We start from the raw sequence: 24298 nt of genomic DNA, 5'->3' as shown, positions 1-24298 counted from the left end.
TAATTAGAGATTGATCGAATACATTGAACACGACGAACCTGCTCTTCAAAGCGATCGCCGATCCCACGCGGCGCGAGGTGCTGCGCATGTTGCGCAAAGGCGAAATGACGGCCGGCGATCTGGCCGCCAGTTTCGACATGACCAAGCCGACCATGTCGCACCATTTCGCCGCGCTCAGGGAGGCAGGCCTCATCACCACCCGGCGCGAGGGGCAAACGATCTGGTACGGATTGAACACGACCGTCATGGAAGATGTCGTCGCTTGGGCGATGGACCTTGCAGGCGCGAAAACCGACGGAGGAAAAAAATGAAAAAAGCGAATTTGTTGTTGTGCGGTCTGATGATCCTGGCCAGCCTGGCCATCACGCTCGCGTTCTACCCGCAACTGCCCGAGCAAATGCCGGTCCATTGGGGCGCGGACGGCGAGGTCGACGGCTGGGGCCCGCGCTGGACCGTGTTCCTGATGGGGCCCGGCCTGATGACCTTGATGGCGCTGCTGTTTGCGGTCTTGCCCAAACTTTCGCCAAAGCGTTTCGAGGTCGCGTCGTTCGAAGCGGTCTACGGCTATGTGGCCGTGCTCGTGACAGCCTTGGCCGGCTATTTCCAGGCGATGGCGATCTGGGCCGCCTTGTCGCCGCAGCTCGACATGCGCAACGCCGTGCTGGGCGGCGTCGCCTTGCTGATCGGCCTGATCGGCAACGTCATGGGCAAGGTGCGGCGCAATTTCTGGCTCGGCATCCGGACCCCGTGGACGCTGTCGAACGAGCGGGTCTGGTACGCGACCCACCGCCTCGCCGGCAAGCTCATGGTCGGCAGCGCGCTCGCCTGCGGGGTCGCCATGATTGCCGGCGCGCCCATGCTGGTCGGGGTCGTCCTGCTTTCGATGGGCGCGCTGATACCGGCCGCCTATTCGCGGGTCTATTACAAGCGGCTCGAAAAGGCGGGGGAATTGCATGCGCCCTGATTGCGCAATCGTGAGCGCAGCCGATACCGTGACCGGCGCCGCCAAGCCCAAGCATCTTCGCCTGGCGCTCGCATGGGGCATCGCCAGCGCACTCGCCATCGCCGCCGTGCTGCCGTATGTGTTCGCGGCGATGCCCGCGATGCTGGCGAAGCTGCCAGTGTCGCTGCCGGTGTTTGCGGCCATCCAGATCGTGCAGGGGAGCGCCATTATCGCGCTGCTGAGCTGGATTGGATTGCGCCTCGGCCAGCCGCTCGGCCTTGATTCGCCGTTCGCGCGCGCCCTCGTCTACCGGACGCCTTTCCCGCGCGTGTCAAAAAAGGCGCTGGCAGGCGCCTGCCTTGCCGGCCTCATTACCGGCGCCGTTTTGTCGGGCCTGGATAAGGCGTTTGAGCCATTCATGCCCGCCATGACCCAGCCGCTTCCGGCAGCCGGCATCGCTTTCTGGAAAAGGATTGTCGCATCGTTCTACGGTGGCATCGCCGAAGAACTGATTTGCCGCTTGTTTCTGATGACCGTGATCAGCTGGATCGTCTGGAAGACGGTACTGAAGGGAAAAACGGCGCCCTCAGGCACGGCAGTAATGATCGGAATCGTGGGCGCCGCGCTCCTGTTCGGCATCGCTCACCTGGGCGCGGCCGCCCAGCTGTGGCCGCTGACGCCGGTGGTCATCGCCAAGGTCATCGCGCTCAACGCGATCGGCGGCATTGTCTTCGGGCTCATCTTCAGCCGCCGGGGCCTCGAGCACGCGATGTGCGCGCATTTTTGCGCGGACATTGTCATACAGAGCGTGGCGGCCATGGCCTAGGTATAGTCGCTTAGTGGTGTGCAAACTGCCTGCTGCGTCAACTACTGCTCGATTCTACAGCGAGGCCGGGAACCGCGAGGGCTTCGATGTGCTGCTCAAAGCCGGGGCGAGCAAGAAAAACTAGTCGCGCGGATAGTCGCTGTACTTGCGGGCGCTGCCGCGGACCTTGTCGGCCGGATACTTGGCGCGGTTAAGCGCCATTTTTTCGCGCACCGCCGCGTTCAGGTCGACGTCGAGCTTGTCGGCGATCCGGATCAGGTAGACCAGCACGTCGGCCATCTCGTGGCGCACCTCGGCCAGCTTGCTGTCGCCGAGCTCGGCCTTGTCCCCAATCTGCAACCACTGGAAATGCTCGAGCAATTCGGCCGCCTCGACCGTCAGCGCGGCCGCCAGATTCTTGGGCGAATGGAACTGGTCCCAGTCGCGCTCGGCGGCGAACGCGCGCACCTCGTCGCGCAGCTCGACCAGCACGCCGCCCGCGCCTTTACCCTCCTCCTCACCTTCCATACCCGCTCCCCCGCATCGCCAAGCCGCTAGTCCTGGTATTCGGCCAGACGGGCAGCCAGCTTGGGCGCCAGCTCGTCGGCGCCGCTCACGCTCATGCCGAGGTCGCGCAGCAAGCCGTCGTGCAGGCCGTACACCCAGCCGTGCACGGTCAACTGCTGGCCGCGCTCCCAGGCGTCCTGCACCACCGTCGTTTGCGCCGTGTTAACGACCTGCTCGGTCACATTCAGTTCGCACAGGCGGTCGGCGCGCGCGCGCGGCGCCAGCACCTCGCCGAGGTATTTTTCGTGCTTTTGCTGCACGTCCTGCACGTGGCGCAGCCAGTTGTCGGCCAGTCCCACGCGCCGGTTGACCATCGCCGCGTGCACGCCCGAGCAGCCGTAATGGCCGCAGACGATCACGTGCTTGACCTTGAGCACGTCGATCGCGAACTGCAGCACGGTGAGGCAATTCAAGTCCGAGTGCACCACCACGTTGGCGATATTGCGGTGCACGAACAACTCGCCCGGCGCCAGGCCCAACAGTTCGTTGGCCGGCACGCGGCTGTCGGAGCAGCCGATCCACAGGTACTCGGGGGTCTGCTGATTGGTCAGCGACTTGAAAAAATTGGGGTCCTTCTCAACCATCGCACCGGCCCAGTCGCGGTTGCGCTGGAACAGCGCTTCGGTGCTCAGGGGCTCTCGTTTTGCTTCAGTCATCTGTGGTCCTTGTCATGTCCGTAAAAAAACCGCTGCGCGCCTCGCGGCGCGGGATCAGCGGTTTTCGATTGCAACGCCTGGGCGTTCTGCCGCCCCTTATTCGAAGAAGTTCTTGACCTTGTCCATCCAGCCCTTGCTCTGCGGGCTGTGCTTGGCGCCGCCTTCGACGGTCAGCCGTTCAAACTCCTTGAGCAGCTCTTTTTGCTTGTCGGTCAGCTTGATCGGGGTCTCGACCGCGACATGGCAGAACAAATCGCCCGCCACGCCCGAACGCACGCCCTTGACGCCCTTGCCCTTGAGGCGGAAGGTCTTGCCCGACTGGGTGCCCTCGGGGATCGTGAACGAGACCTTGCCCGACAAGGTCGGCACCTCGATCTCGCCGCCGAGCGTCATCTTGACGAACGAGATCGGCATTTCGCAATGCAGGTCGTCGCCCTCGCGCTGGAACACGGCGTGCGCCTTGATGTGGATCTCGACGTACAGGTCGCCCGACGGTCCGCCGTTGGTGCCCGGCTCGCCGTTGCCCGACGAGCGGATGCGCATGCCATTGTCGATACCGGCGGGAATCTTGACTTCGAGCGTCTTGTTGCGCTTGATGCGGCCCTGGCCGGCGCAAGGCGCGCACGGATCGGTGATCACCTTGCCCGTGCCATGGCACTTGGGGCAGGTGCGCTGGACGCTGAAGAAGCCCTGCTGCTCGCGCACCTGGCCGTGGCCGTTGCAATAGGTGCAGGTGGTCGGCGCGGTGCCGGGCTTGGCGCCCGAACCGTGGCAGGTATCGCATTTGTCCCAGCTCGGCACCCGGATCGAGGTGTCGAAGCCGTGCGCCGCCTGCTCGAGCGTGATCTCGAGGTTGTAGCGCAGGTCGGCGCCGCGGTACACCTGCGGTCCGCCGCGGCTGCGTCCGCCGCCCCCCCCGAAGATGTCGCCGAAGATGTCGCCGAAGCTGTCGGCGAAGCCGCCGCCGGCGCCAAAACCGCCGCCACCGCCGCCGCCCATGTTCGGATCGACGCCCGCGTGACCATAACGGTCGTACGCTTCGCGCTTTTCCGGATTGGTCAGCATCTCGTAGGCTTCCTTGACCTCCTTGAACTTCTCTTCCGATTCCTTACTGTCCGGATTGCGGTCCGGATGGTATTTCATCGCGAGCTTGCGATAGGACTTTTTGATTTCTTCTTCTGAAGAGTTCTTGGCGACCCCGAGGATCTCGTAAAAATCACGCTTTGCCATTTTTCGGCACCTTGCTGTCTAGCTAATAACGATGTTTTAAGCAAAAAAACCGAGCCGGGACCCACTTGGTCGCACCGGCTCGGCAGCACTCCGGTTCGCGGCATAAGGGGCCGCCGTCGGCGACTCCCCATCCCGCCCGGATTACTTGGCGTCTTTGACTTCTTTGAAGTCGGCGTCGACCACGTCGTCGTGCTGCGCCTTCTGCTCGGCGCCGCCGTCTTGCGGGGCGCCTTCGGCGCCACCGGCCGCGGCCTGCTGCGCCTGCATATCGGCGTACATCTTCTCGCCGAGCTTCTGCGAAGCGGTCTCGAGCGCGGCGACCTTGGAGTCGATCTCGGCCTTGTCACCGGACTTGAGCGACGCCTCGACGTCGGCGATCGCGGCGTCGATCTTTTCTTTCTCGCCAGCTTCAAGCTTGTCGCCGTATTCGGTCAGCGACTTCTTGACCGAGTGGACGCGGGCGTCGGCCTGGTTGCGCGACTCGGCCAGCTCGCGCACTTTTTTGTCTTCCTCGGCGTTGACTTCGGCGTCCTTGACCATTTTCTGGATCTCGGCTTCGGTCAGGCCCGAATTGGCCTTGATCGTGATCTTGTTCTCTTTGCCGGTGGCCTTGTCCTTGGCGCCGACGTGCAAGATGCCGTTGGCGTCGATGTCGAAGGTCACTTCGATCTGCGGCGTGCCGCGCGATGCCGGCGGGATGCCTTCGAGGTTGAATTCGCCCAGGCCCTTGTTGCCGGCGGCGATTTCGCGCTCGCCCTGGTAGACCTTGATGGTCACCGCGGGCTGGTTGTCGTCGGCCGTCGAGAACACCTGGCTGAACTTGGTCGGGATGGTCGTGTTCTTGTGGATCATCTTGGTCATGACGCCGCCCAGGGTTTCGATGCCCAGCGACAGCGGCGTGACGTCGAGCAGCAGCAGGTCCTTGCGCTCGCCCGACAGGACCGAGCCCTGGATGGCGGCGCCGACGGCGACCGCCTCGTCGGGGTTAACGTCCTTGCGTGGCTCCTTGCCGAAGAACTCCTTGACCTTCTCCTGCACCTTGGGCATGCGGGTCATGCCGCCGACCAGGATGATGTCGTCGATGTCGGAGACCTTGACGCCGGCGTCCTTGATCGCGATCTTGCACGGCTCGATCGTGGCCAGGATCAGCTCTTCGACCAGCGACTCGAGCTTGGCGCGCGTCATTTTGAGGTTCAGGTGGACCGGCGCGCCGTTCGCCATGGCGATGTACGGCTCGTTGATCTCGGTCTGCTGCGACGACGACAGTTCGATTTTTGCGCGCTCGGCCGAAGCCTTGATGCGCTGAAGGGCGATCGGGTCCTTTTTCAGGTCGAGGCCGTTGATTTTTTTGAATTCGTCGATGATGTAGTCGATGATGCGCTGGTCGAAATCCTCGCCGCCGAGGAAGGTGTCGCCGTTGGTCGAGAGGACTTCGAACTGCTTTTCGCCATCGACGTCGGCGATTTCGATGATCGAGACGTCGAACGTGCCGCCGCCCAGGTCATAAACGGCGATCTTGCGGTCGGCCTTGTCGTTCTTGTCGAGGCCGAACGCCAGCGCGGCCGCAGTCGGCTCGTTGATGATGCGCTTGACGTCGAGGCCGGCGATGCGGCCGGCGTCTTTGGTGGCCTGGCGCTGCGAGTCGTTGAAGTAGGCCGGCACCGTGATGACGGCTTCGGTGACGTCTTCGCCGAGGTAGTCTTCGGCCGTCTTTTTCATCTTGCGCAGCACTTCTGCCGAAATTTGCTGTGGCGCGAGCTTTTTGTCGCGCACGCCGATCCAGGCGTCGCCGTTGTCGGCCTTGAGGATCTCGTAAGGCATCAGGCCGATGTCCTTCTGCACTTCTTTCTCGTCGAACTTGCGGCCGATCAGGCGCTTGACCGCGAACAGGGTGTTCTTCGGGTTGGTGACCGCCTGGCGTTTCGCCGGCGCGCCAACGAGGATCTCGCCGTCTTCCTGATAAGCGATGATCGACGGCGTGGTGCGCGCGCCTTCCGCGTTCTCGATTACCTTTGGTTGACCATTTTCCATGATCGCGACGCACGAGTTCGTTGTCCCGAGGTCGATACCGATAATTCTGCCCATGATTTTTGTCCTTTGTGTACTAAGTTTCAGATGATTCAGATATGCGGAAAAACTGCGCGTTTTCAAGTGCTTATGAAAACCACGACGATTTTTATTTTGCCTGCGCCGCCGTCACGATGGCCGGGCGCAGCAGGCGGTCGGCGATCATATAACCTTTTTGCAACACATTGACGACGGTGTTCGCTTCTTGCTCGGCCGGCACGACGGCCACGGCCTGGTGCTTGTTCGGGTCGAGCTTGTCGCCCTGAACCGGCATGATCTCGACCAGGCGGTTTTTTTCGAACGCGGAGGTCAGTTGCTTGAGCGTCATTTCGACGCCCTCCTTGAGCGACTCGATCGATGGGGTCTCGACCTTGAGCGCCATTTCGAGGCTGTCGCGCACCGGAACCATTGCTTCTGCAAAACTTTCGATCGCGAATTTATGGGCCTTGGACACGTCCTCCTGGGCGCGGCGGCGGATGTTCTCGCCTTCGGCCTTGGCGCGCATGAATGCGTCGTGCATTTCGGCCAGCTTGGCTTCGGTCGCGCTCAGTTGTTCTTCGAGGCCGGATTCTGCGGACGCCTCGGTGTTCGCGCCGTCGGGCAGTTCTTCTGCCGCCGCGGACGCTTCCTTGTTCTCTTCTTGCATCGGAAACACTCCTACAATCAATGACTTAGCTGTTAAGTTGATGGGTCTTGCTAACCACACAGGCTTGCAAATGGGGCTATTGGCACCTTTTTCAAGGGCCCGCCGCAATTGGCGCGGGCAAAGCCCGCCCGCCGCCCGCAGACAATAATTAACAACACTTACAAAGTTTGGACAAAAAATGGGAATGCAGATTGGGTAAAACGGCGTATGCTTATTTCATGTTCTTTTGATACGCGTCCAAGCCGTCCCGGAGTTCAAAATGAAGTTACCCCTCATCATCGCCTCCGTCATCACATGGACCGCCGTCGCGGTCGCCGTGATCTGCTACGCAGGCCTCGTGGGCCCCATCAGCCCACTATTTTAACAGGCAGGCTGTACATACTGCCAATTCGGCGGCGCGGCCCGCCGCGCTGGCGCGGGCGCCGCCATTTAGTCGCCATTTCGTCGCCGCATCCTCGCAGCCGACTCGCCGCATCCCCGCCGCGCCCCCGCCGCTTGCCCCGGATCTCAGAGGCTGAGAGTTTTTCGGACGTGCCCGAGCAGCGCGACAGAAGGTGGCCGATCAAGGCGTAAAGCACAGCCATAGCTCGGGCTATGGCGAGCATTTGCAACGACGAGCGGGCGCCTTCCGGCGTGCAGAGCGGGCATGGTCGAAAGACTCTCAGCCTCTCAGTCGGCGGCGCCGAGCTTGAGCGCCGCCGCGCGGCCGATCTCCGCCTCCCTCTTGTCGGCCTCGCGCTGCGGCCCGGTCATCATGGTCGGCCAGCCGATGATGTGCTGCTCGGCGATCTCGGCGAGCGCCGCGATCCAGGCCGGCGATTCGTTCAGGCACGGCACATAATTGAACTGCTTGCCGCCGGCGGCCAGGAAATCATGCTTGGCCTCGATCGCGATCTCCTCCAACGTTTCCAGGCAGTCACTCGTGAAGCCCGGGCAAATCACGTCGACCTCCTTCACGCCGGCGCGCGCGAGCGCCTCGAGCGTGGGCGCGGTGTACGGCTGGAGCCACTCGGCCTTGCCGAAGCGCGACTGGAAGGTGACCATGTATTGGTCCGGTCCCAGGCCGAGCTTGGCCGCGAGCAGGCGCCCCGTCTTGTGGCACTCGCAATGGTATGGGTCGCCCAGCATCAGGGTGCGTTTGGGCATGCCGTGGAAACTCATGATCAGTTTCTCGCCGCGCCCGTTGACCTCCCAGCTCGCCATCACGCTGTCGCGCAGGGCGTCGATGTAGCCCTCGTGGCCGGCGTAATTCTTGATGAAGCGCAGCTCCGGCACGTTGCGCACCGTCGCATAGTGGGCGAACACGGCGTCGTTGATCGATCCCGTGGTCGCGCCCGAGTACTGCGGGTAGGCCGGCAGGATGGCGACCCGTTCGAAATGGTCCTCCTTGAGCTTGGCGAGCACCTCGGGCAGCGAGGGCGAGCCGTAGCGCATCGCCATCACCACCCGCACCGCGTCGTGGCCGCGCACGCCGATGGCGCCGCGCAGCAGCGTCGCCTGCTTCTGCGTGTGGACCCGCAGCGGCGAGCCGTCGCGGGTCCAGATCGATGCGTACTTGGCGGCCGACTTGGCCGAGCGGAACGGCAGGATGATCAGGTTCAGGATGAGCCACCAGATGGCGCGCGGGATCTCGACCACGCGCGGGTCCGACAGGAATTGTTTCAGGTAGCGCCGCACGGCCTTGGGCGTGGGCGCGTCGGGCGTGCCCAGGTTGACCAGCACAATCGCGGTGCGCGCCACGGTGCCGTGCTTGAAGGGGGGTTCTTTTCTAAATGACATGGGAAAATGGTGACGATACGTGGCAGGAGCGCCATTATAGTTTCTTGCCGCAGTGCATTTCGACTATTTTCCGCCACGCCCGGTTCAGGAGGCGAGCAACTCGCGCGCGTGCTTGCGCGTGGTGGCCGTGATTTCGAGCCCGCCGAGCATGCGCGCGACCTCCTCCACCCGGGCTTTGCTGTCGAGCACCTCGATGCGCGAGACCGTCTTGCCCTGCTCGGTGCTGCCCTTGGCCACCTGGAAATGCTGGTTGGCCTGGCTCGCCACCTGTGGCAGATGCGTCACACACAGCACCTGGCGCTCCCGGCCCAGGCGTTTGAGCAGGCGCCCGACGACCTCGGCGACGCCGCCGCCGATGCCGCTGTCGACCTCGTCGAAAATGAGGGTCGGCGTGGTCGTCGCGTTCGAGGTGATGACCGAGATCGCCAGCGCGATGCGCGCCAGCTCGCCGCCCGAGGCGACCTTGGCGAGCGGGCGCGGCGCCACGCCGGCGTGCCCGGCGACCAGAAACTCGACCTGCTCGAGCCCGTGCGCGCCCGGCTCGCAGGCGTTGAGCCCGACGACGAAGCTGCCGCCCGTCATGTTGAGCTCCTGCATCGCGGCCGTGACCTGGGTGCCGAGCAGCTTGGCGGCGACGGCGCGCGTGCTTGAGAGCTTGGCGGCCGCGGCCATGTAGCGCGCCTTGATTTTCTCCTCCTGCAGGCGCAGGCCGTCGAGGTCGCTCGCGTCGGCAAGTTGGCGCAGGCGCTCGGCCAGCCTGGCGTGCTCGCCGGGCAACTCGTCGGGCGTGACGCGGAACTTGCGCGCGCTCGAGTGGATCGCCTCGAGCCGGGCGTCGACCTGGCGCAGGCGCTCGGGGTCGAGGTCGACCCGGTCGAGGTAATCGTTGAGCGCGTAGACCGCCTCCTGCAGCTGGATGCGGGCCGGCTCCATGCAGTCGAGCACGTTTTGCAGCTGGGCGTCGAGGGTGACCAGCTTGCCGAGCTTCTGGTTCAGCGACGACAGTTGCGACAGGATCGGATGGTCCGACTCGGAGATCGCGGCGAGCGCCTCCTGCGCGCCCTCGAGCAGGCTGGCGGCGTGCGACAGGCGGCTGTGCTCGTTGCTGATCTCGCCCCACTCGCCGGGCTTGACGGCCAGTTTTTCGAGTTCGCCGACCTGCCACTCGAGCCGCTCGCGCTCGATCAGCACGTTGCGCGCGTCGTTTTCGAATTCGGCCCGCTGGCGCGCCAGCGCGCGCCATTCCTTGTGGCTGGCGGCGACCGTGAGCGCGTCAAAGCCGGCGCCGGCGTCCCTGAACGCGGCCTGGTTGTCGAGCAGTGCGCGCTGCGCCTCGCCCTTGAGCAGCGACTGGTGCGCGTGCTGGCCGTGGATGTCGATCAGCAGGTCGCCGAGCTCGCGCAACTGGGTCGCGGTCGCGGCGACGCCGTTGATGAAGGCTTTGGAGCGGCCCGCGTTGTCGATCACGCGCCGCAGCAGCGCCCCGCCCTCCTCGAGCGCGAAGGCGTGCTCGAGCAGCCAGGCCGCGGCCGCGCCGCCGACGGCGAAGTCGGCCGTGATGTCGGCCTTGGGCGCGCCTTCGCGCACCACGCTGGCGTCGCCGCGCCCGCCGAGCGCCAGCTGCAGCGCGTCGATCAGGATCGACTTGCCGGCGCCGGTCTCGCCGGTGAACACGGAAAAGCCGCTCGAGAAATCGAGCTCGATCGAATCGACAATGACAAAATCGCGGATGGAGAGGGTTCGCAGCATAAAAATGGGTCTGGGTGGGTCTGTTTCGGTGGTGTTCGGTGAATCGGGCGCGCTTGAACATCTGGCGGAAAACTGGCGAACAACTGCCGGAGTACTAGCGCAGCTTGCCCTCGCCCGAGGGGTATTCGTTCCAGTGCAGTTTTTCGCGCAGCGTGTCGTAGTAGCTCCAGCCTTCCGGGTGCAGGAAGGTGATGTGGTGCGGCGAGCGCGAGATGACGATCTGGTCGCCGTGCGCGAGGCTGGCGAAGGTCTGCATGTCGAAATTGACGCTGACGTCGCGCCCGCTGACCACCTCGACGACGATGTTGCACGAGTCGGGCAGCACGATCGGCCGGTTCGACAGCGCGTGCGGCGCGATCGGCACCAGCACCACGCCGCCCAGGCTCGGGTGCAGCAGCGGGCCGCCGGCCGAGAGCGCGTAGGCGGTCGAGCCGGTCGGGGTGGAGATGATCAGGCCGTCGGAGCGCTGGTTGTACATGAAATGGCCGTCGACCGTGACCTTGAGCTCGGCCATGCCGGCGCCGGCGCCGCGCGCGACGACGACGTCGTTGACGGCCAGGCCGCTGGCGATCTCGACGCCTTCGCGCAGCACGCGCCCTTCGAGCAGGGTGCGCTTCTCGGAGTCCGACTTGCCGGCCAGGATTTCGGCCAGCACGGGCAGCGTGCGTTCGATCGGGATGTCGGTCATGAAGCCGAGCCGGCCCTGGTTGATGCCGATCAGCGGCAGCGCGTAGGGCGCGAGCTTGCGCGCGATGCCGAGCATGGTGCCGTCGCCGCCCATCACGATGGCGGCCTCGGCCACCTCGCCGATCTCGCTGGCGCTCATGGCGCCGATGTCGGGCATGTTCAGGTGGGCCGCGGTCTCGGACTCGAACACGACGCGGTAGCCGGCCACCTGCAGGAACGCGATGATGCCGCGCACGGGCTCCTCGATGCCGACCGTGTTATGGCGTACGACGAGCGCGATGGTTTTTTGCGTTTCAGGCGATACAGGCATAAAAGTCCCGGCAATGGTGGGGGGGCGGCGAGAGGGGGCGGCGAAACTGCGCCACCCAGCAGATTAACCCATAACGGGCGCGTCTGCCATACGCGGGCGTGGGCCGGCACACTGTATGGATGAACAGCAGTATAGGGGCGGCCGGGCCGGGTTGGCAAGGCCGGCGCCGCCGCCCCCGCCCCCCTTCGTCATTCCCGCGCAAGCGGGAACCCATCATGAGCATGCGAGCACGGGTCTTCAAAACATTCAGCCACGCGGCCCCTGTCTGAAGTTCAGACCACCGCATCGAGGCAAGGCCCGGCAGCGACACCCGTCCGAAGCTCAGACGATCAACGCCAGGAACAAGGTCAGGGCGATGGCCGAGAAAATGCTGCACAAGTGCACCAGCATCAACGCGCTCCAGCGCGCCGCTGTCGCCAGCACGCTGCCGCCATAGACCCGGCGCATCGCCAGCGGCAGATAGCTCATCAGCCAAACCGCCATCGCCACGCGCGCAAGCTCCGTCGGCACGATGTAAATCAGCCCGAACATGAGGAAGGCGAACGCGTTCGCATGCAGCGCGAACAAAAAGTGCTCGCCATAGCGCCGCCCCGTGCCCAAATACAGCAGCTTGAGGTAGAACGCGAACAGCGGCATCAGCGCGAACACCGCATACGGCACATAGCTGAAAAAGGCGTACTGGAGCAACTTGGTGCGCTCGGCCTCGGGCAGCGACCAGATCTGCCGAAGCCTGGCCTCCCAGGCGGGATTGAGCTCGCCGAGGTTGGTCTTGAGCTGGACGTCGTCGCGCCTCGGCAAGGTGGTCGGCACGCCGCCGCCGCCGGCCCTGGCCACATTTCCCCTGCTGATTTCGGCCGCCGCCGCCTTTTTCTCGGCCTCGGTCTGCTGAACGAGGGTCAGGTCCGAGCCCGTGTATTTGATCAGCGCGAAGAACAAAATGCTGAAGGTCAGGTAGATCCGCAGCGGCTGCACGTAGCGCGCGCGGCGCCCCGCGATGTACTCGGCCGTGAGCGCGCCCGGGCGCATCATCAGCAGCCACAGCGAATGCCACAGCTTGCCCTCGAGCGCGACGTAGTGCCCGACGAACTCATGCAGGAATTCGCGCGCGCTGGCCACGTGCAGCTTGGTTTCCTGGCCGCACACCGCGCAGTAGTGGTAGCTGACGCCGGCGCCGCAGTTGTGGCAATTGCCGGTTTCCTCATCGAGGTCGGGATGGCGCGCTGTTTCGGATTTCAAGGCATTCGGCTCGGCTGTGGCAATGCCAGATGGTAAGCGATTTTCTTGTTTAAATACACATGCCAATTGCGCGACCCGGATCGGGGCAATGGGCTATCCTTTGCGCAAATAGAAACAGTTTTAGGAGAAACACATGGTTACCGAGACCAAGGACAGGAAAATCAACACCGAAGCGCACATCGAGAACGACGGCGTCAAGCGCCTGCCGCACGAGCGCGACGAGTCGCCCGACGGCCAGGACGTCGAGCCGCGCGGCATCATCAAACAGGCTGCCGACGATCTCGCGCGCGGCCTGGTCGACACCGACCTGCACGGCACGCGCGGCATCGAGGAGGCGGTCACGGCGCCGGCCGAACCGGGGCAGGCACATCCGCTGCCCGACGCCCACGAGGGCATGCGCGACCACGACGCCGCGCCGCCGAGTGGCGACAAACAATGACGCCTCTGGCAATGACGCGTGTGGCAATGACGCGCCTGGCGATGACGCGTGTGGCCTTAGCCGCCGCCTGCTGCGGCGCGCTGCTCGGCCAGGCCGCGCTGGCGCAGGCCCCGGCGGCGCAGATGCCGGCCGGCTTCGGCCCCGATCCCGCCCTGCCCGAACCGTCGCGCACCCTGCTGCCGACGGTTAACATCGCGCCGGCCGAGCCGTGGCCGCCGGGCACCCGCCCGCTGGCCGCGCCGGGACTGGCCGTGGCCGCCTACGCGGACGCTCTCGCGCACCCGCGCTGGATCCACGTGCTGCCCAACGGCGACGTGCTCGTTGCCGAAAGCAACAAGCCCGACAAGGGCGGCAGCACCGGCCTGCGCGCCGCCGTCATGAAATACAAGATGAAAAAAGCGGGCGCCGGCGTGCCCTCGGCCGACCGCATCACCCTGCTGCGCGGCGTCGGCCCCGACGGCAAGGCGCTCACGCGCACGGTGTTCCTCGACAAGCTCCATTCGCCGTTCGGCATGGCGCTGGTGGGCGACAAGCTGTATGTCGCCAACGCCGACGCGCTGTTGCGCTTCCCGTACCGGAGCGGCCAGACCAGCATCAAGGTGGCCGGCGTCAAGGTGCTCGCGCTGCCGGCCGGGCGCAACCACCACTGGACCAAGAATGTCGTCGCCAGTCCCGACGGCAAGAAGCTCTACATCTCGGTCGGCTCCAACAGCAATGTCGCCGAGCACGGCATGGCCGAAGAGAAGGGCCGCGCCGCGATCTGGGAATTCGACCCCGCCAGCGGCAAGGCGCGCGTGTTCGCGACCGGCTTGCGCAACCCGGTCGGCATGGCCTTCCAGCCGGAAAGCAAGGTGCTCTGGACCAGCGTCAACGAACGCGACGAGCTCGGCAACGACCTCGTGCCAGATTACATGACCTCGGTGCGCGACGGCGGCTTCTACGGCTGGCCCTACAGCTACTTTGGGCGGCATGTGGACCCGCGCGTCAAGCCGCCGCGGCCCGACCTCGTGGCCAAGGCGCTGGTGCCCGACTACGCGCTCGGGGCGCACACGGCCTCGCTCGGCCTGGCCTTTTACGACGGCGATTTGCTGCCCGCCCTTCGCAACGGCGCGCTGGTCGGCCAGCACGGCTCGTGGAACCGGGTGCCGCACGCCGGCTACAAGCTGATCCACGTGCCGTTCGCCGATGGCAAGCCGAACGGCCCGCCGCGGGACATCCTGACCGGCTTCCTCGGCCCCAGGGAGCGCGCCTACGGCCGCCCGGTCGGCGTCGCGGTCGACAAGGCCGGCGCCATCCTGCTGGCCGACGATGTCGGCAACATCATCTGGCGCGTCACGCCTGCGGGGAAACAAATCCTTCATTAACCGATTACACCAAGCCCCGGCCGGGGCGCCGAATATCCGGCGTCCGGGCCGGGGACACCACCCGTCCAAGGAGGACAACATGATCAAACGCACAGGAAACGCCGTCTGGAGTGGCGGCATCAAAGATGGCAAGGGCAACATCTCTACCCAGAGCGGCGCGCTCGACAACACCCAGTACGGCTTCAACACCCGCTTCGAGGACGGCCCCGGCACCAACCCCGAAGAACTGATCGGCGCCGCGCACGCGGGCTGCTTCACGATGGCGCTGTCGGGCCAGCTCGGCAAGGCGGGCATGACGGCCGAGCAGCTCTCGACTTCGGCCGAGGTCTCGCTCGACAAGGTCGGCGACGGCTTCACCATCTCCGCCGTCCACCTGACGCTGCGCGCCAGGATCCCGGGCGCGTCGCAGGAGGCGTTCGAAGCGGCCGCGCTCGAAGCCAAGGAGAACTGCCCCGTGTCCAAACTGCTCAACGCGGTCATCACGCTCGACGCGCACCTCGAGGCGTAATTGGGGGCGATATGCAAGAACGTATGGCGCGGCCTTCGCCTATACGTTCTTGCATTACACGCCGAAGCCGGCAAGGCACCGGCCAAGCACATAGCCATTGCTAAGGTTTTGCAGTCAATTGCAAACTAAACCGCCATGCGCTCAGCCTCTGGATAGAGGTGTGGGAACAGCACACCAAGCGCGTCACCGGACCGAGCCCGAAGATGTGTACCAGAGGAAGAATGACTTCGCGCTTGATGGCCTTATCCTGTGTTCAGCGGAAGATTATCAGCGCTTCGCTTCGATCAGGGAGAAAGTGGGCTCACATGCCCGCCTTCTATCAAAAGACCTTCGTACTGAAGTTGTGACAAGGGGCAGTCGACCAACTGTTCAAAGGTTTGCTTTGGGACCTTGCATTGCTTCGCCATGAGCGATATCAGCCCTTTCGAAATCTCAGTGTGGCTATGGCTAGTTTTGGTGAATACTGCCGTTTTCTTGCCCTGGGTGTTGAAGTAATTGTAGTAGTGGTGATCGCCTTCGCGGCCACGAAAACCCTTGTTCAGCAGACCTTTTTCCACATCACCCCGTTTACGCGGCATGTGTCACTCCGTCGAAGGTTATCAAGAGTCGCTGCTTCAGCCCTTGCGCAACTTCATCCAAGCAATCATCGTCCGCGAGCGCATATTCCGACCAGAGCATTGCGATCTGTTCATCCAGTTCTACGGCGACTTTTTGTCGCGTCTCTGCAAACACTTCAATCCCAAGGCTGTCGTCGCGCAAGCAGATGTACTGGCTGCTCTCGTCGAGCATAGGAACAAACTTCAGCGGCCGCTTTGCGGTCAGCACAAGCGTGCCACGCGACAGGCGACTGAATGAAAATGGCGACAAGTCCATCTCCCGGATATCCGTCACGTCATCAATAGCTTTGGGAACTCCGCTATCGTCAAGAATCATCATGCCAGTCACCTGGAGCAAATCGCGACGATTCTTGAACAACAGATCTTCCAATTCCTCCGGGTAAAAGCAATCCATTTCGCGACGTGTTACAGGGTAGAGAATGGTCAGCTTACGCGCTGCGAAATCGATGTTTCGTAGCTCGCCCGTCACCGTTTGTGCAGCCGCCAACTCCTCCGTCGGAACTGTTAGTTCATCAATGAAAGACGCACTCCAATCGCCTACTCTGGCAACGCTTACGCCAGTCGAGTCGTACAAATCAAGTCGCCATCCAGACCCACACTGAGGCAGCATGCCTTTAATGCTCTCTAACACGCGTTTTCTGATGCTACCGTCAGGGAGAATAATCTCCATTTCCTCGCGGTCACGGCGCTGAATGCCGACCATCAAATCTTTGAAAATTTGCGTTGCGGCGGCAGCTTGCTCAGGTGCAAAAAGATCATCGGACGCACCTCCTACGACAACCGGCATCGCGTAGCACCCATGCACGGGCAACTGGCATATGAGCTGAAATTTTTCGGCGCTGGACTTTGCAAGTCTGGCCCTCGCGTTCACGGTCCTGCCTTCGACCTGCAGTCCGATAAGTTCAAATGCGCGCTGAGCATTTTCTAGAATTTGGACGAGCACGCTCGCCGGCAGCGTATGCGCGTCGGTTAGTGGCCCTTCTACATGAAACGTTAAAGCTCGGTCCAGTTCTGTCATAGGGATCTCATAATGCTCTCAATCGTAGCATGCGCCACTGCGGAAAGCACCGGCCGCGACCCCGAACGTGACGTGCTTGTCCTGCTACTCGTCATTCATACCGGCATGCTCGTGTCAGAAATCGCCCAGATAGAAGTAGGGGCGCCCACTCATGAGGTTGAACTTCCTCCAATTGACCGTCGTCGAGCCTGGTCGGTTCAAATTAATGGGGAAATGCGTACATTTTGCCGCATTTCCTGCCGGTTGGTTTGCATCGCAAACTGTTGATTTTTAAGAAATATTCTATTAATTTGACGTTTCAAGAGACATTTCCTGCCGCTCCATTTGCCGCTCCATTTGCCGCTCCATTTGCCGCTCCATTTGCCGCTCAATTTGCCGCTTCGTTTGCCGCTTCGTTTGCCGCTTCGTTTGCCGCTTCGTTTGCCGCTTCGTTTGCCGCTTCGTTTGCCGCTTCGTCCAGCGCTTGGCGCGGCTCATCCCATGGGTGCCGCGGCGGTGCCGCCACCCGTTCTTGTGATATGCAGGAATGTATAGCGCGGCCTTCGCCCATACGTTTTTGCATAACCGGGCCGGGTCCGGCAGGGAAGCGGCCAAGCGCATAGAATTGCATCCTCCACCAGACGTTACGCAACCATAGGGGATTACCATGCGCATCCTGCACACCATGCTCAGGGTCGGCGACCTGCAGCGCTCCATCGATTTCTACACCAAGGTGCTCGGCATGACGCTGCTGCGCACCAGCGAAAACCCCGAATACAAATACACGCTCGCCTTTGTCGGCTATGGCAGCAATCCGGACCATGCGGAGCTCGAGCTGACCTACAACTGGGGCCAGACCGAATACGAGATGGGCACGGCCTACGGCCACCTCGCCATTTCGGCCGACAACATCGTCGAGGCCTGCGACGCGGTGCGCGCCAACGGCGGCAACGTCACGCGCGAGCCTGGCCCGGTCAAGGGCGGCAGCACCGTGATTGCCTTCGTGACCGATCCGGACGGCTACAAGATCGAACTCATCGAACGCAAGGACGGCGTGCGCGGCGGCGGGCTCGATTCCTGATTCGCACCCGGTTAAGCCACTCTTGCGCGTGGGCCGGGCATGGCCGCCGCCCTGAGGTCCCTGGGCCGGTTCGCCCACCGGGAATGCGTGGCAGTTGGGGATCGAGATGGCCGGTGACATTACCCGTCCGGCAGAGCGCACAGGTCACTCGCGCCCAATCGCGGCGAATCCGCAACGCGGCGCGAAGTAAACACGCCACAGACGGGTCGCTGCGAATATACTTTTGCCAATTATAATTTCGCGACCCCAATATGAGCGACGCCCCACCGGCAGACACCGCGCTGCAAACGACGTATCACGTGCGGCTCAGGGGGCCACGGGCGGGCGTCGACGCTGCCGCACTGAGCGTGCGGCTGGCCGCCATGTTCAAGAGCACGCCGGAGCAAATGCTGAACCTGCTCAAGGGCCAGGGCACGATCGTCAAGCGTGGCGTCGACAAGCGAACGGCGCAGCGCTATATGGTGGCCCTCGTGAAAGCCGGGGCCGCCTGTTCGTTCGAAGCCGAGGCGCCCGCCGTGCCAGCGGCGCCCGCGCCCGCCCCGGCATCGGCCAAGGTCGTTCTCGACAAGGCATCGACCGGGGGCGTGCTCGACAAGGCGGTGGCCGCCCGCCTCAAAGGCCTTCTCGACGAGGCCGCGCCCGCCGCCGCCCCGCGGCTTTCCGAAGAGGCGCTGCAACGCTTGCTCAAGACCTACCACATCGCCCCCGCAGCGCCCGCCGATGCCGTGCCCGATGCCGGGGAGGACGCCGACGCCGAGGTCGAGTACGACAGGACCGACTTGCAACTGGCGCGGATGGCGCTCGGCCAAAAACTGGTGATCGACGCCGTCTTGCTCAACGCGCTCGTCGCGGGATTTCACAAGACGCTCCCGCCGAGCCTGCTGTTGCTGTGCGCGGCCGCGGTCAGCTTGCTCTGCATCGTGGCACTGCTCCGGATGGCCGCCGGCCTGTACCTGTCGCCGCTGGCGAAGACGCTGGCGGCGCTGGCGATGGCGGTCCCCCTCCTCAACGTGATCGTGCTGCTGGTGGTCAATTGGATGGCCAACAGAAGCTTCCGGGAGGAAGGCTACACGGCCGGCTGGTTCGGCTTGCCCGCGGACGAGCGGGAAACCCTGGCCGGGGTCGCCCCGGGCGGGGTGTTCGCCGAACGCAAGCTGTCGATGGCGACCTTGGTGGTGGTCCTCGCGTGCCTCGGCTTCGCCCCCAAGGCCGGGGCTCCGGTGCCGCTCGGGCCGCCATCGACCGATCCTCTGCACCCGTGCAAGTTCATCGGGATGTGGACCTCGACCCACGGCCAGTCCGTCTACGAGTTCAAGCTTGAAAAGGACGGCAGCTACATGGCAACGCCGATCAGCCCGGTCGTGCCGACGATGACGATCCTTTACGGCCGGTGGGAAGAACGGGGCGGCCAACTCCGCTGGTATGCCGCGGGCAACGCCTTCGAAACCGCGAGCGGCATCGACGATTACACCTTCGACGGCAAGACCAGTTTTACCATCGTCGAGGACGACGGTGTGAGCTCGCACTTCAACCGCACCAGCGCCCTGCCGGGCAGTTGCCTCGACTAAGGCCGCGTGGGATACAGATGACCTACATACTCAACATTGTGGCGGCGGCGCTGCCGGCGGACGACGCGGCGGCGCACGCCTTTGCCAGCGAGCTCGGCGAATCGACCACGCCGGTCGAGCCCGTCAAGGCCCTGCGCGCCTTCTACCTTGCCATCACGCAGCGCTATCCCTGCCTGTCGGACTGCGACGAAAAAGACGGCAGCATGGACGCGTGCCCGTGGTCGGACGCGCCGCTGATCGACAATTTCCGGGGCGCGTTCGCGGTCATGGGCTTGAGCCAGCGTTGCGACGAGGTGGTGCCGGCCATCATCGACCTCGCCAACAAGCATGGACTGTCGGTGCTCGACAAGCAACGCGCGACCATCCACCGGCCGGCCCAATATTGCCTGCGGCTCGTCGGCGGCGCCACCCCCGGCCCCGCCCTCGACGCGCTCGTCGAGAAATTGCTGCCCGTTTTTAAGAACCGCAGCGCGCAACAATTGACGGCCTTGCTGTCGGGTCCGGCCGTGGTCGCCATGCGCGGCCTGAGCTGGGTCCAGGCCAACGGCGGCTTGGCCGGCCTGAACCGTTACGGGCCGGTCTGCACGCTCGAACCGGAGGCGCCGGCAAGCGCGGCATCGCCCCCGCCGGCGCGCCCGTCGCCAAAGGCCGAGGCGATTCTGCGCGTGCTCGAAGGCGGCGCGGCCGCGGCACCGGCCGCGCCGCAATGGCGGGCGCCGGAACCGGAAGTTGCCGAAGACGACTTCAGCGACCCGGCGATGGCGCAGATCGCGTCGGGCCAGAAAATAGCCATCGACGCCATCTTGCTCAATTTCCTCTCGATCGCCTTGCGCGACCTGCTCTCGCCGTTGGCAACGCTGGTGGCGCTGGTCGGCATCTGCGCACTGGCCCTGCTGGGCTTGTGGCGCATGGCCGCCGGATTGGGCATGTCGCGGCCCGCCCAGATCGCGCTCGCGGTCGCCGCCGCGACCCCGGGGCTCGGCCTGATCGTGCTGCTCGTGATGAACGCGAAGGCGACGCGCCGCCTGCGCGACAAAGACTATACCGTGGGCATGCTGGGCGTTTCCTCGGAGCAGATCGCGGAAATGGATCCGCATGCCGATGGCGGCTTGCTGGGCGGGCGCACGCTGTCGGTGCTGGCCCTCGGACTGCTTGGCGCGTGCGTCGGCCTGAGCATGACCAAGGCCGCCCCCACGACCGACGACCTGCTCCACCCCTGCGCGGTGGTCGGAACATGGAACTCGCACGGCCAGGCCGTCGCCAGCGAGCTCATTTTGAAACGCAATGGCGATTACGAATTCACGCGGGCGCTGGGAAGCGCGGCGCAGGCCAAGTCGAGCGGCGACTGGACCGTGGCCGGAAACCTGATGCAATGGTGGGCGCACGACTGGAAAGAGGACTTTCCGAGCGCGCGCTTCGATATCGAAAGCCTGCCCGGCGCGCGCATGACAATGACGGACAAACGCGACGCGGTGAAAATCGAATACCGGCTGGCCGAGGCGCTGCCCGGGGGCTGCGTCAAGTGAGAGGCTGAGCCGGGGGGCCGGCTGCGCGCCCTCACGATGCTTTCTTCGATAAAAAAACGGCGCCCGGATCAGCGGGCGCCGTTTTTTTGGGGCGGGCGCGCGTGGCGCCCGGCCGCAATCTTACTTCTGCAGCAGGTTGTTGACCGGGACCAGATCGCTTTCGCGCAGGGAGCCGGCGGCCGCCTTCAAGCGCAGTCCGGCCATGATGGTGTCGTAGCGCGCGCGCGACAGGTTGGTGCGGGTCGAATACAACTGGCGCTGCGCGTTGAGCACGTCGATGTTGATCCGCACGCCGACCTGGTAGCCGAGCTTGTTCGACTCGAGCGCCGACTGGCTCGACACCTCCGCCGCCTCGAGCGCCTTGACCTGGGCCATGCCGCTGTTGACGCCGAGGAAGGCCTGGCGCGCGCTCTGGGCCGCGACGCGGCGCGTCAACTCGAGGTCGTTGCGCGCCTTGTCCTCGAGCGCGATCGATTCGCGCACGCGGCTGTTGACGGCGAAGCCGTTAAAGATCGGCACGTTCCACTGCACGCCGATCGAGCTGCTGCTGCCCGAGCTCGCGCCCGGGATCGGGTTCGGCCGGTTGCTCTTGCTGTGGCCCGAACTGACGAGCAGGTCGAGCGTCGGGTAGTGGCCCGAGCGGCTCTTCTGGATTTCGCGCTTGGACGACTCGAGCGCCAGTTCGGCCACCGCCACGCCGTAGTTCTGGTTCTCGGCCGACGACACCCAGGGGTCGATCAGCGCCGGCTGCGGCGCCGCCAGCACGATGCCCGGCTTGAGCGGCGCCAACGCGGCCGGCGCGGAGCCAATGATCGACTGCAGCGCGGTGCGCTTGTTCTCGAGGTCGTTGATGGCGGCAAATTCGGTCGCCACCACCAGGTCGTACGCGGCCTGCGCCTCGTGGGTGTCGGTGATGGTCTGGGTGCCGACCTCGAAATTGCGCTTGGCCGACGCCAGCTGCTCGGTCGTGGCGGTCTTTTGCGCGCGGTTCGACTCGAGCGTGTCCTGGGCCGCCAGCACGTCGAAATACGCCTGCGAGACGCGCGTGATCAAGTCTTGCTGTGCCTGCGCGAATTGCGCCTCGCTTTGCGCCTTCTGCAGTTTGCTCTGCTGGTAGGTTTGCCAGTTGGCCCAGCGGAACAAGGGCTGCGACAGCGACAGCGAGTAGGAGTCGACCCGGCCGTCGGTGGCCGAACCGCCGCCGAGGGGATTGCGGTCGATGTCGCCCTGGACGCTGCTGCCGCCCAGGCCCACCGTCGGGAGTAGCGCCGCGCGCCCCTGCACGATCCGCTCCTGGCCCGCCGCCAGCGAGGCGCGGGCGCTGGCGTACGCGGCGTCGTTGGCGAGCGCCTGCTGGTACACCTGAAGCAGGTCAACCGCCTGTGCATTGACCGAGAAAAAGGCACCGGCAACCAGGACGGCGATAAGGGGTTTTTGCATTGCATTCTCCATGCGGATCATCGAATAAATCAAAAACGGCGGCGGGCCCTCGCCCGCCCCCGCAGACATCAATACGTCGGCATCGCCGGGTCCACTTGCACGGCCCAGGCGTGTATGCCGCCCGTCAAATTCGTCACATCGGCAAACCCGGCGCGCTCGAGGAACGCGGCGACCTGCATGCTGCGCGCGCCGTGGTGGCAGATGCAAACCACCTCGGCCTCGTCGTCGAGCTCCTCGATGCGGGCCGGAATCATGTTCATGGCGATCTGGACCGAGCCGGCGATTTGGCAGGTCGCGAACTCCCAGTTCTCGCGAACGTCGAGCAGCAGCGGACGGGCGCGCGCCGGGTCGGCCAGGCGCGCGGCCAGCTCGGGGGCGGTCATATGCTTCATGCTGGCCGCCTTGCTTAAAACGCGAACTGGGACGGCTTCGACGTCGCCTTGAGCAGCTTGACGTTGGTCTCGAACACGGTCACCGTGTCGTAGGCGGTCTCGGACACGCGCGTGACGACGTTGGCGAACATGACCGGCGCGTGGCCGACGATGCAGGCGACGCGCCCGCCGACCTTGATCTGCTTGAGGAAGGCCTCGGGCAGCACTTCGAGCCCGCCCGAGATGACGATCACATCGTACGGCGCGCCCTTGGCCCAGCCTTCGGCGCCATCGCCGAGCTCGACCGTCACATTGCCGACGCCGGCCCGGGCCAGGTTGGCTTCGGCCATCGCCTTGAGTTCGGGCGAGATCTCGACCGTCGTCACGTGGCGGCCCTTGTGCGCGAGCAGCGCGGCCATGTAGCCCGAGCCGGCGCCGATTTCGAGCACCGACTCGTGTTTCTTGAGCATGATCTCCTGCAGGATGCGCGCCTCGAGCTTGGGCGTGAACATGGCCTCGCCGCCCGGCAGCGGGATCTCGGTGTCGGCGAAGGCGAGGTTCTTGCAGGCGGCGGGCACGTAGTCCTCGCGCTTGACGACCAGCAGCAGGTCGAGCACGTCCTGGTCCAGCACGTTCCAGGGGCGGATTTGCTGTTCGATCATGTTGAAACGGGCTTGTTCGAAATTCATCTATTGGCTCTGTTGGAAAAAGAATAATCCGATATTTTATCGTGAACGGCCTCAGAACCAACATCTTAACGATATGGTCCCCCGGAAAGCATGAAATTGCGACAGTCTGCAGTTTAAGGGTACTGAACCCCCGGAATCACGCGCCCGGAATCGGCGCCGGCCCGCCCGCCGGGACCGGCGGCGCCGCGCACAGGCCGTTGAGCGCCATGCCGATGAACGCCTCGAGGAAGGTGTGCGGGTCGAGCGCGCTCTGCTCGCAGGGCCCGACCGAGTGCTTCCACATCATCAGCATGAGCATCGGCGAGATCAGCAGTTGCGTCGTGACCGGGATGTCGACCGGGCGGAATTCGCCGCGCGCGACGGCGCGCGCGAGCATCGAGCCGATCATGGTGGAGGCGCGCACGATGACCTCCTCGCGGTAGAACTGGGCCAGGTCGGGGAAATTGTTGGCCTCGGCCATGACCAGCTTGACGATGCCCGAGGCCTTGGTCGCGCCGAGCCGGTCCCACCAGGTGTAGACGACGATGCGCAGCAGCTCGGCGCTGTGGCCCTCGAAGCCGGCGATGGCATCCTCGGCCTCGCCGATGGCCGGCACGATGTTCTCGCGCACGACCGCCTTGAACAGCTCTTCCTTGTTGGTGAAATAAAGGTAGAGGGTGCCCTTGGACACCCCCGCGCGCTTGGCCACGTCCTCGAGCCGGGTGGAGGCGAAGCCGCGTTCGACGAACAGGTCGAGCGCCGCCGCCAGCAACTCCTGCGGGCGCGCGTCCTTGCGCCGCTCCCAGCGGGGCTTGATATCAAAAGGACATTGCATGTGCTTCAATCCGGTAACTTACTTGCGAGTCATTAATATAGACCGCGCATGCATACACGTCAATCTAAATCCCCTTTCTGCAAGTAGTCGTCGCGCGACGTATACCTGTAGATTTGCGACGCATAGCCTTACATTGAGCGACACGTCCCAGGCAAACGCTCAGACCGCGTCAACAAGTTTGCCGCGTTGGAGGCGTGCTTCCAAAATCA

Annotated in this window: 25 protein-coding genes; 9 read left to right on the top strand and 16 right to left on the bottom strand. The window is 64.3% G+C overall.

Features of this window, described 5'->3' with window-relative positions; translation table 11 throughout:
- Window positions 1–23: 23 nt before the first annotated feature.
- The 3 genes from C7C56_RS24950 to C7C56_RS24940 are packed head-to-tail and all read left to right on the top strand — an operon-like array spanning window position 24 to window position 1769.
- Entirely contained in the window at window positions 24–311 is a 288-nt protein-coding gene (locus C7C56_RS24950) for an autorepressor SdpR family transcription factor (protein ID WP_106760054.1), read from the top strand.
- Window positions 308–964: an SdpI family protein gene (locus C7C56_RS24945; RefSeq protein WP_106760053.1), complete on the top strand. Its 657-nt coding sequence runs from the start codon at window positions 308–310 to the stop codon at window positions 962–964. Before C7C56_RS24950 ends, C7C56_RS24945 begins: the two co-directional genes overlap by 4 nt.
- Before the next feature lie 10 nt (window positions 965–974).
- Window positions 975–1769: a CPBP family intramembrane glutamic endopeptidase gene (locus C7C56_RS24940; RefSeq protein WP_181373345.1), complete on the top strand. Its 795-nt coding sequence runs from the start codon at window positions 975–977 to the stop codon at window positions 1767–1769.
- 120 nt (window positions 1770–1889) lie between these two features.
- Here C7C56_RS24940 and C7C56_RS24935 read toward each other — a convergent pair whose 3' ends face one another.
- From C7C56_RS24935 to C7C56_RS24895, 9 genes are all read right to left on the bottom strand, one after another.
- A complete protein-coding gene (locus tag C7C56_RS24935; RefSeq protein ID WP_106760051.1) occupies window positions 1890–2276 on the bottom strand; it encodes a nucleotide pyrophosphohydrolase in 387 nt (128 codons plus the stop codon).
- Between the two features lie 26 nt (window positions 2277–2302).
- Window positions 2303–2971, bottom strand: coding sequence for a carbonate dehydratase (gene can / locus C7C56_RS24930; protein ID WP_106760050.1), 669 nt, complete (start codon window positions 2969–2971; stop codon window positions 2303–2305).
- Between the two features lie 96 nt (window positions 2972–3067).
- Entirely contained in the window at window positions 3068–4201 is a 1134-nt protein-coding gene (gene dnaJ / locus C7C56_RS24925) for a molecular chaperone DnaJ (protein ID WP_106760049.1), read from the bottom strand.
- A 141-nt stretch (window positions 4202–4342) separates the two neighbouring features.
- Window positions 4343–6286 (bottom strand): molecular chaperone DnaK, encoded by a 1944-nt coding sequence (gene dnaK / locus C7C56_RS24920; RefSeq protein WP_106760048.1) that lies wholly within the window; start codon window positions 6284–6286, stop codon window positions 4343–4345.
- 91 nt (window positions 6287–6377) lie between these two features.
- Complete coding sequence (gene grpE, locus C7C56_RS24915) at window positions 6378–6914, bottom strand: nucleotide exchange factor GrpE (RefSeq protein WP_106760047.1); 537 nt, start codon at window positions 6912–6914, stop codon at window positions 6378–6380.
- A gap of 669 nt (window positions 6915–7583) precedes the next feature.
- Window positions 7584–8693 carry a ferrochelatase gene (gene hemH, locus C7C56_RS24910; RefSeq protein WP_106760046.1) on the bottom strand — a complete coding sequence of 370 codons (1110 nt, stop codon included), beginning with the start codon at window positions 8691–8693 and terminating at the stop codon, window positions 7584–7586.
- 84 nt (window positions 8694–8777) lie between these two features.
- Complete coding sequence (gene recN / locus C7C56_RS24905; protein ID WP_106760045.1) at window positions 8778–10442, bottom strand: DNA repair protein RecN; 1665 nt, start codon at window positions 10440–10442, stop codon at window positions 8778–8780.
- Window positions 10443–10536: 94 nt separating this feature from the next.
- Complete coding sequence (locus C7C56_RS24900; RefSeq protein ID WP_106760044.1) at window positions 10537–11439, bottom strand: NAD kinase; 903 nt, start codon at window positions 11437–11439, stop codon at window positions 10537–10539.
- 321 nt (window positions 11440–11760) lie between these two features.
- The gene (locus C7C56_RS24895; RefSeq protein ID WP_106760043.1) at window positions 11761–12675 is read right to left on the bottom strand and encodes a DUF3667 domain-containing protein; all 915 of its coding nucleotides are present in this window, start codon (window positions 12673–12675) and stop codon (window positions 11761–11763) included.
- Window positions 12676–12808: 133 nt separating this feature from the next.
- Here C7C56_RS24895 and C7C56_RS24890 point away from each other — a divergent pair, with 133 nt between their 5' ends.
- The 3 genes from C7C56_RS24890 (at window position 12809) to C7C56_RS24880 (ending at window position 14986) form a co-directional block, all read left to right on the top strand.
- A complete protein-coding gene (locus C7C56_RS24890) occupies window positions 12809–13114 on the top strand; it encodes a hypothetical protein (protein ID WP_106760042.1) in 306 nt (101 codons plus the stop codon).
- 41 nt (window positions 13115–13155) lie between these two features.
- Entirely contained in the window at window positions 13156–14478 is a 1323-nt protein-coding gene (locus tag C7C56_RS24885; RefSeq protein WP_106760062.1) for a PQQ-dependent sugar dehydrogenase, read from the top strand.
- 82 nt (window positions 14479–14560) lie between these two features.
- Window positions 14561–14986 carry an OsmC family protein gene (locus C7C56_RS24880; RefSeq protein ID WP_307719079.1) on the top strand — a complete coding sequence of 142 codons (426 nt, stop codon included), beginning with the start codon at window positions 14561–14563 and terminating at the stop codon, window positions 14984–14986.
- A 284-nt stretch (window positions 14987–15270) separates the two neighbouring features.
- Here C7C56_RS24880 and C7C56_RS24875 read toward each other — a convergent pair whose 3' ends face one another.
- The 3 genes from C7C56_RS24875 to C7C56_RS28410 all read right to left on the bottom strand — a co-directional run bounded on the left by C7C56_RS24875 (window position 15271) and on the right by C7C56_RS28410 (window position 17183).
- Complete coding sequence (locus tag C7C56_RS24875) at window positions 15271–15564, bottom strand: hypothetical protein (protein ID WP_106760040.1); 294 nt, start codon at window positions 15562–15564, stop codon at window positions 15271–15273.
- Window positions 15554–16621 (bottom strand): hypothetical protein, encoded by a 1068-nt coding sequence (locus tag C7C56_RS24870; protein ID WP_106760039.1) that lies wholly within the window; start codon window positions 16619–16621, stop codon window positions 15554–15556. Before C7C56_RS24870 ends, C7C56_RS24875 begins: the two co-directional genes overlap by 11 nt.
- A gap of 367 nt (window positions 16622–16988) precedes the next feature.
- Window positions 16989–17183, bottom strand: a complete 195-nt coding sequence (locus C7C56_RS28410; protein WP_146204634.1) for a hypothetical protein — start codon at window positions 17181–17183, stop codon at window positions 16989–16991.
- An 84-nt stretch (window positions 17184–17267) separates the two neighbouring features.
- Between C7C56_RS28410 and gloA the strand changes: the two genes are divergently transcribed.
- From gloA to C7C56_RS24845, 3 genes are all read left to right on the top strand, one after another.
- Window positions 17268–17681 (top strand): lactoylglutathione lyase, encoded by a 414-nt coding sequence (gloA, locus tag C7C56_RS24855; protein ID WP_106760036.1) that lies wholly within the window; start codon window positions 17268–17270, stop codon window positions 17679–17681.
- A 251-nt stretch (window positions 17682–17932) separates the two neighbouring features.
- The gene (locus C7C56_RS24850; protein WP_106760035.1) at window positions 17933–19249 is read left to right on the top strand and encodes a hypothetical protein; all 1317 of its coding nucleotides are present in this window, start codon (window positions 17933–17935) and stop codon (window positions 19247–19249) included.
- A 17-nt stretch (window positions 19250–19266) separates the two neighbouring features.
- The gene (locus C7C56_RS24845; RefSeq protein WP_106760034.1) at window positions 19267–20775 is read left to right on the top strand and encodes a hypothetical protein; all 1509 of its coding nucleotides are present in this window, start codon (window positions 19267–19269) and stop codon (window positions 20773–20775) included.
- Window positions 20776–20895: 120 nt separating this feature from the next.
- Here C7C56_RS24845 and C7C56_RS24840 read toward each other — a convergent pair whose 3' ends face one another.
- The 4 genes from C7C56_RS24840 to C7C56_RS24825 all read right to left on the bottom strand — a co-directional run bounded on the left by C7C56_RS24840 (window position 20896) and on the right by C7C56_RS24825 (window position 24089).
- A complete protein-coding gene (locus tag C7C56_RS24840) occupies window positions 20896–22215 on the bottom strand; it encodes a TolC family outer membrane protein (protein ID WP_106760033.1) in 1320 nt (439 codons plus the stop codon).
- A 68-nt stretch (window positions 22216–22283) separates the two neighbouring features.
- Window positions 22284–22607: a rhodanese-like domain-containing protein gene (locus tag C7C56_RS24835; RefSeq protein ID WP_106760032.1), complete on the bottom strand. Its 324-nt coding sequence runs from the start codon at window positions 22605–22607 to the stop codon at window positions 22284–22286.
- Between the two features lie 14 nt (window positions 22608–22621).
- Window positions 22622–23275, bottom strand: coding sequence for a protein-L-isoaspartate O-methyltransferase family protein (locus tag C7C56_RS24830; protein WP_106760031.1), 654 nt, complete (start codon window positions 23273–23275; stop codon window positions 22622–22624).
- 136 nt (window positions 23276–23411) lie between these two features.
- Window positions 23412–24089, bottom strand: a complete 678-nt coding sequence (locus tag C7C56_RS24825; protein ID WP_106760061.1) for a TetR/AcrR family transcriptional regulator — start codon at window positions 24087–24089, stop codon at window positions 23412–23414.
- Between the last annotated feature and the right edge of the window lie 209 nt (window positions 24090–24298).

The sequence above is a fragment of the Massilia glaciei genome (assembly GCF_003011895.2).
Taxonomy (GTDB): Bacteria; Pseudomonadota; Gammaproteobacteria; order Burkholderiales; family Burkholderiaceae_D; genus Telluria_A; species Telluria_A glaciei.
The sequence above is the reverse complement of the archived record's forward strand: the minus strand, read 5'-3'. Positions and strand labels throughout refer to the sequence as shown.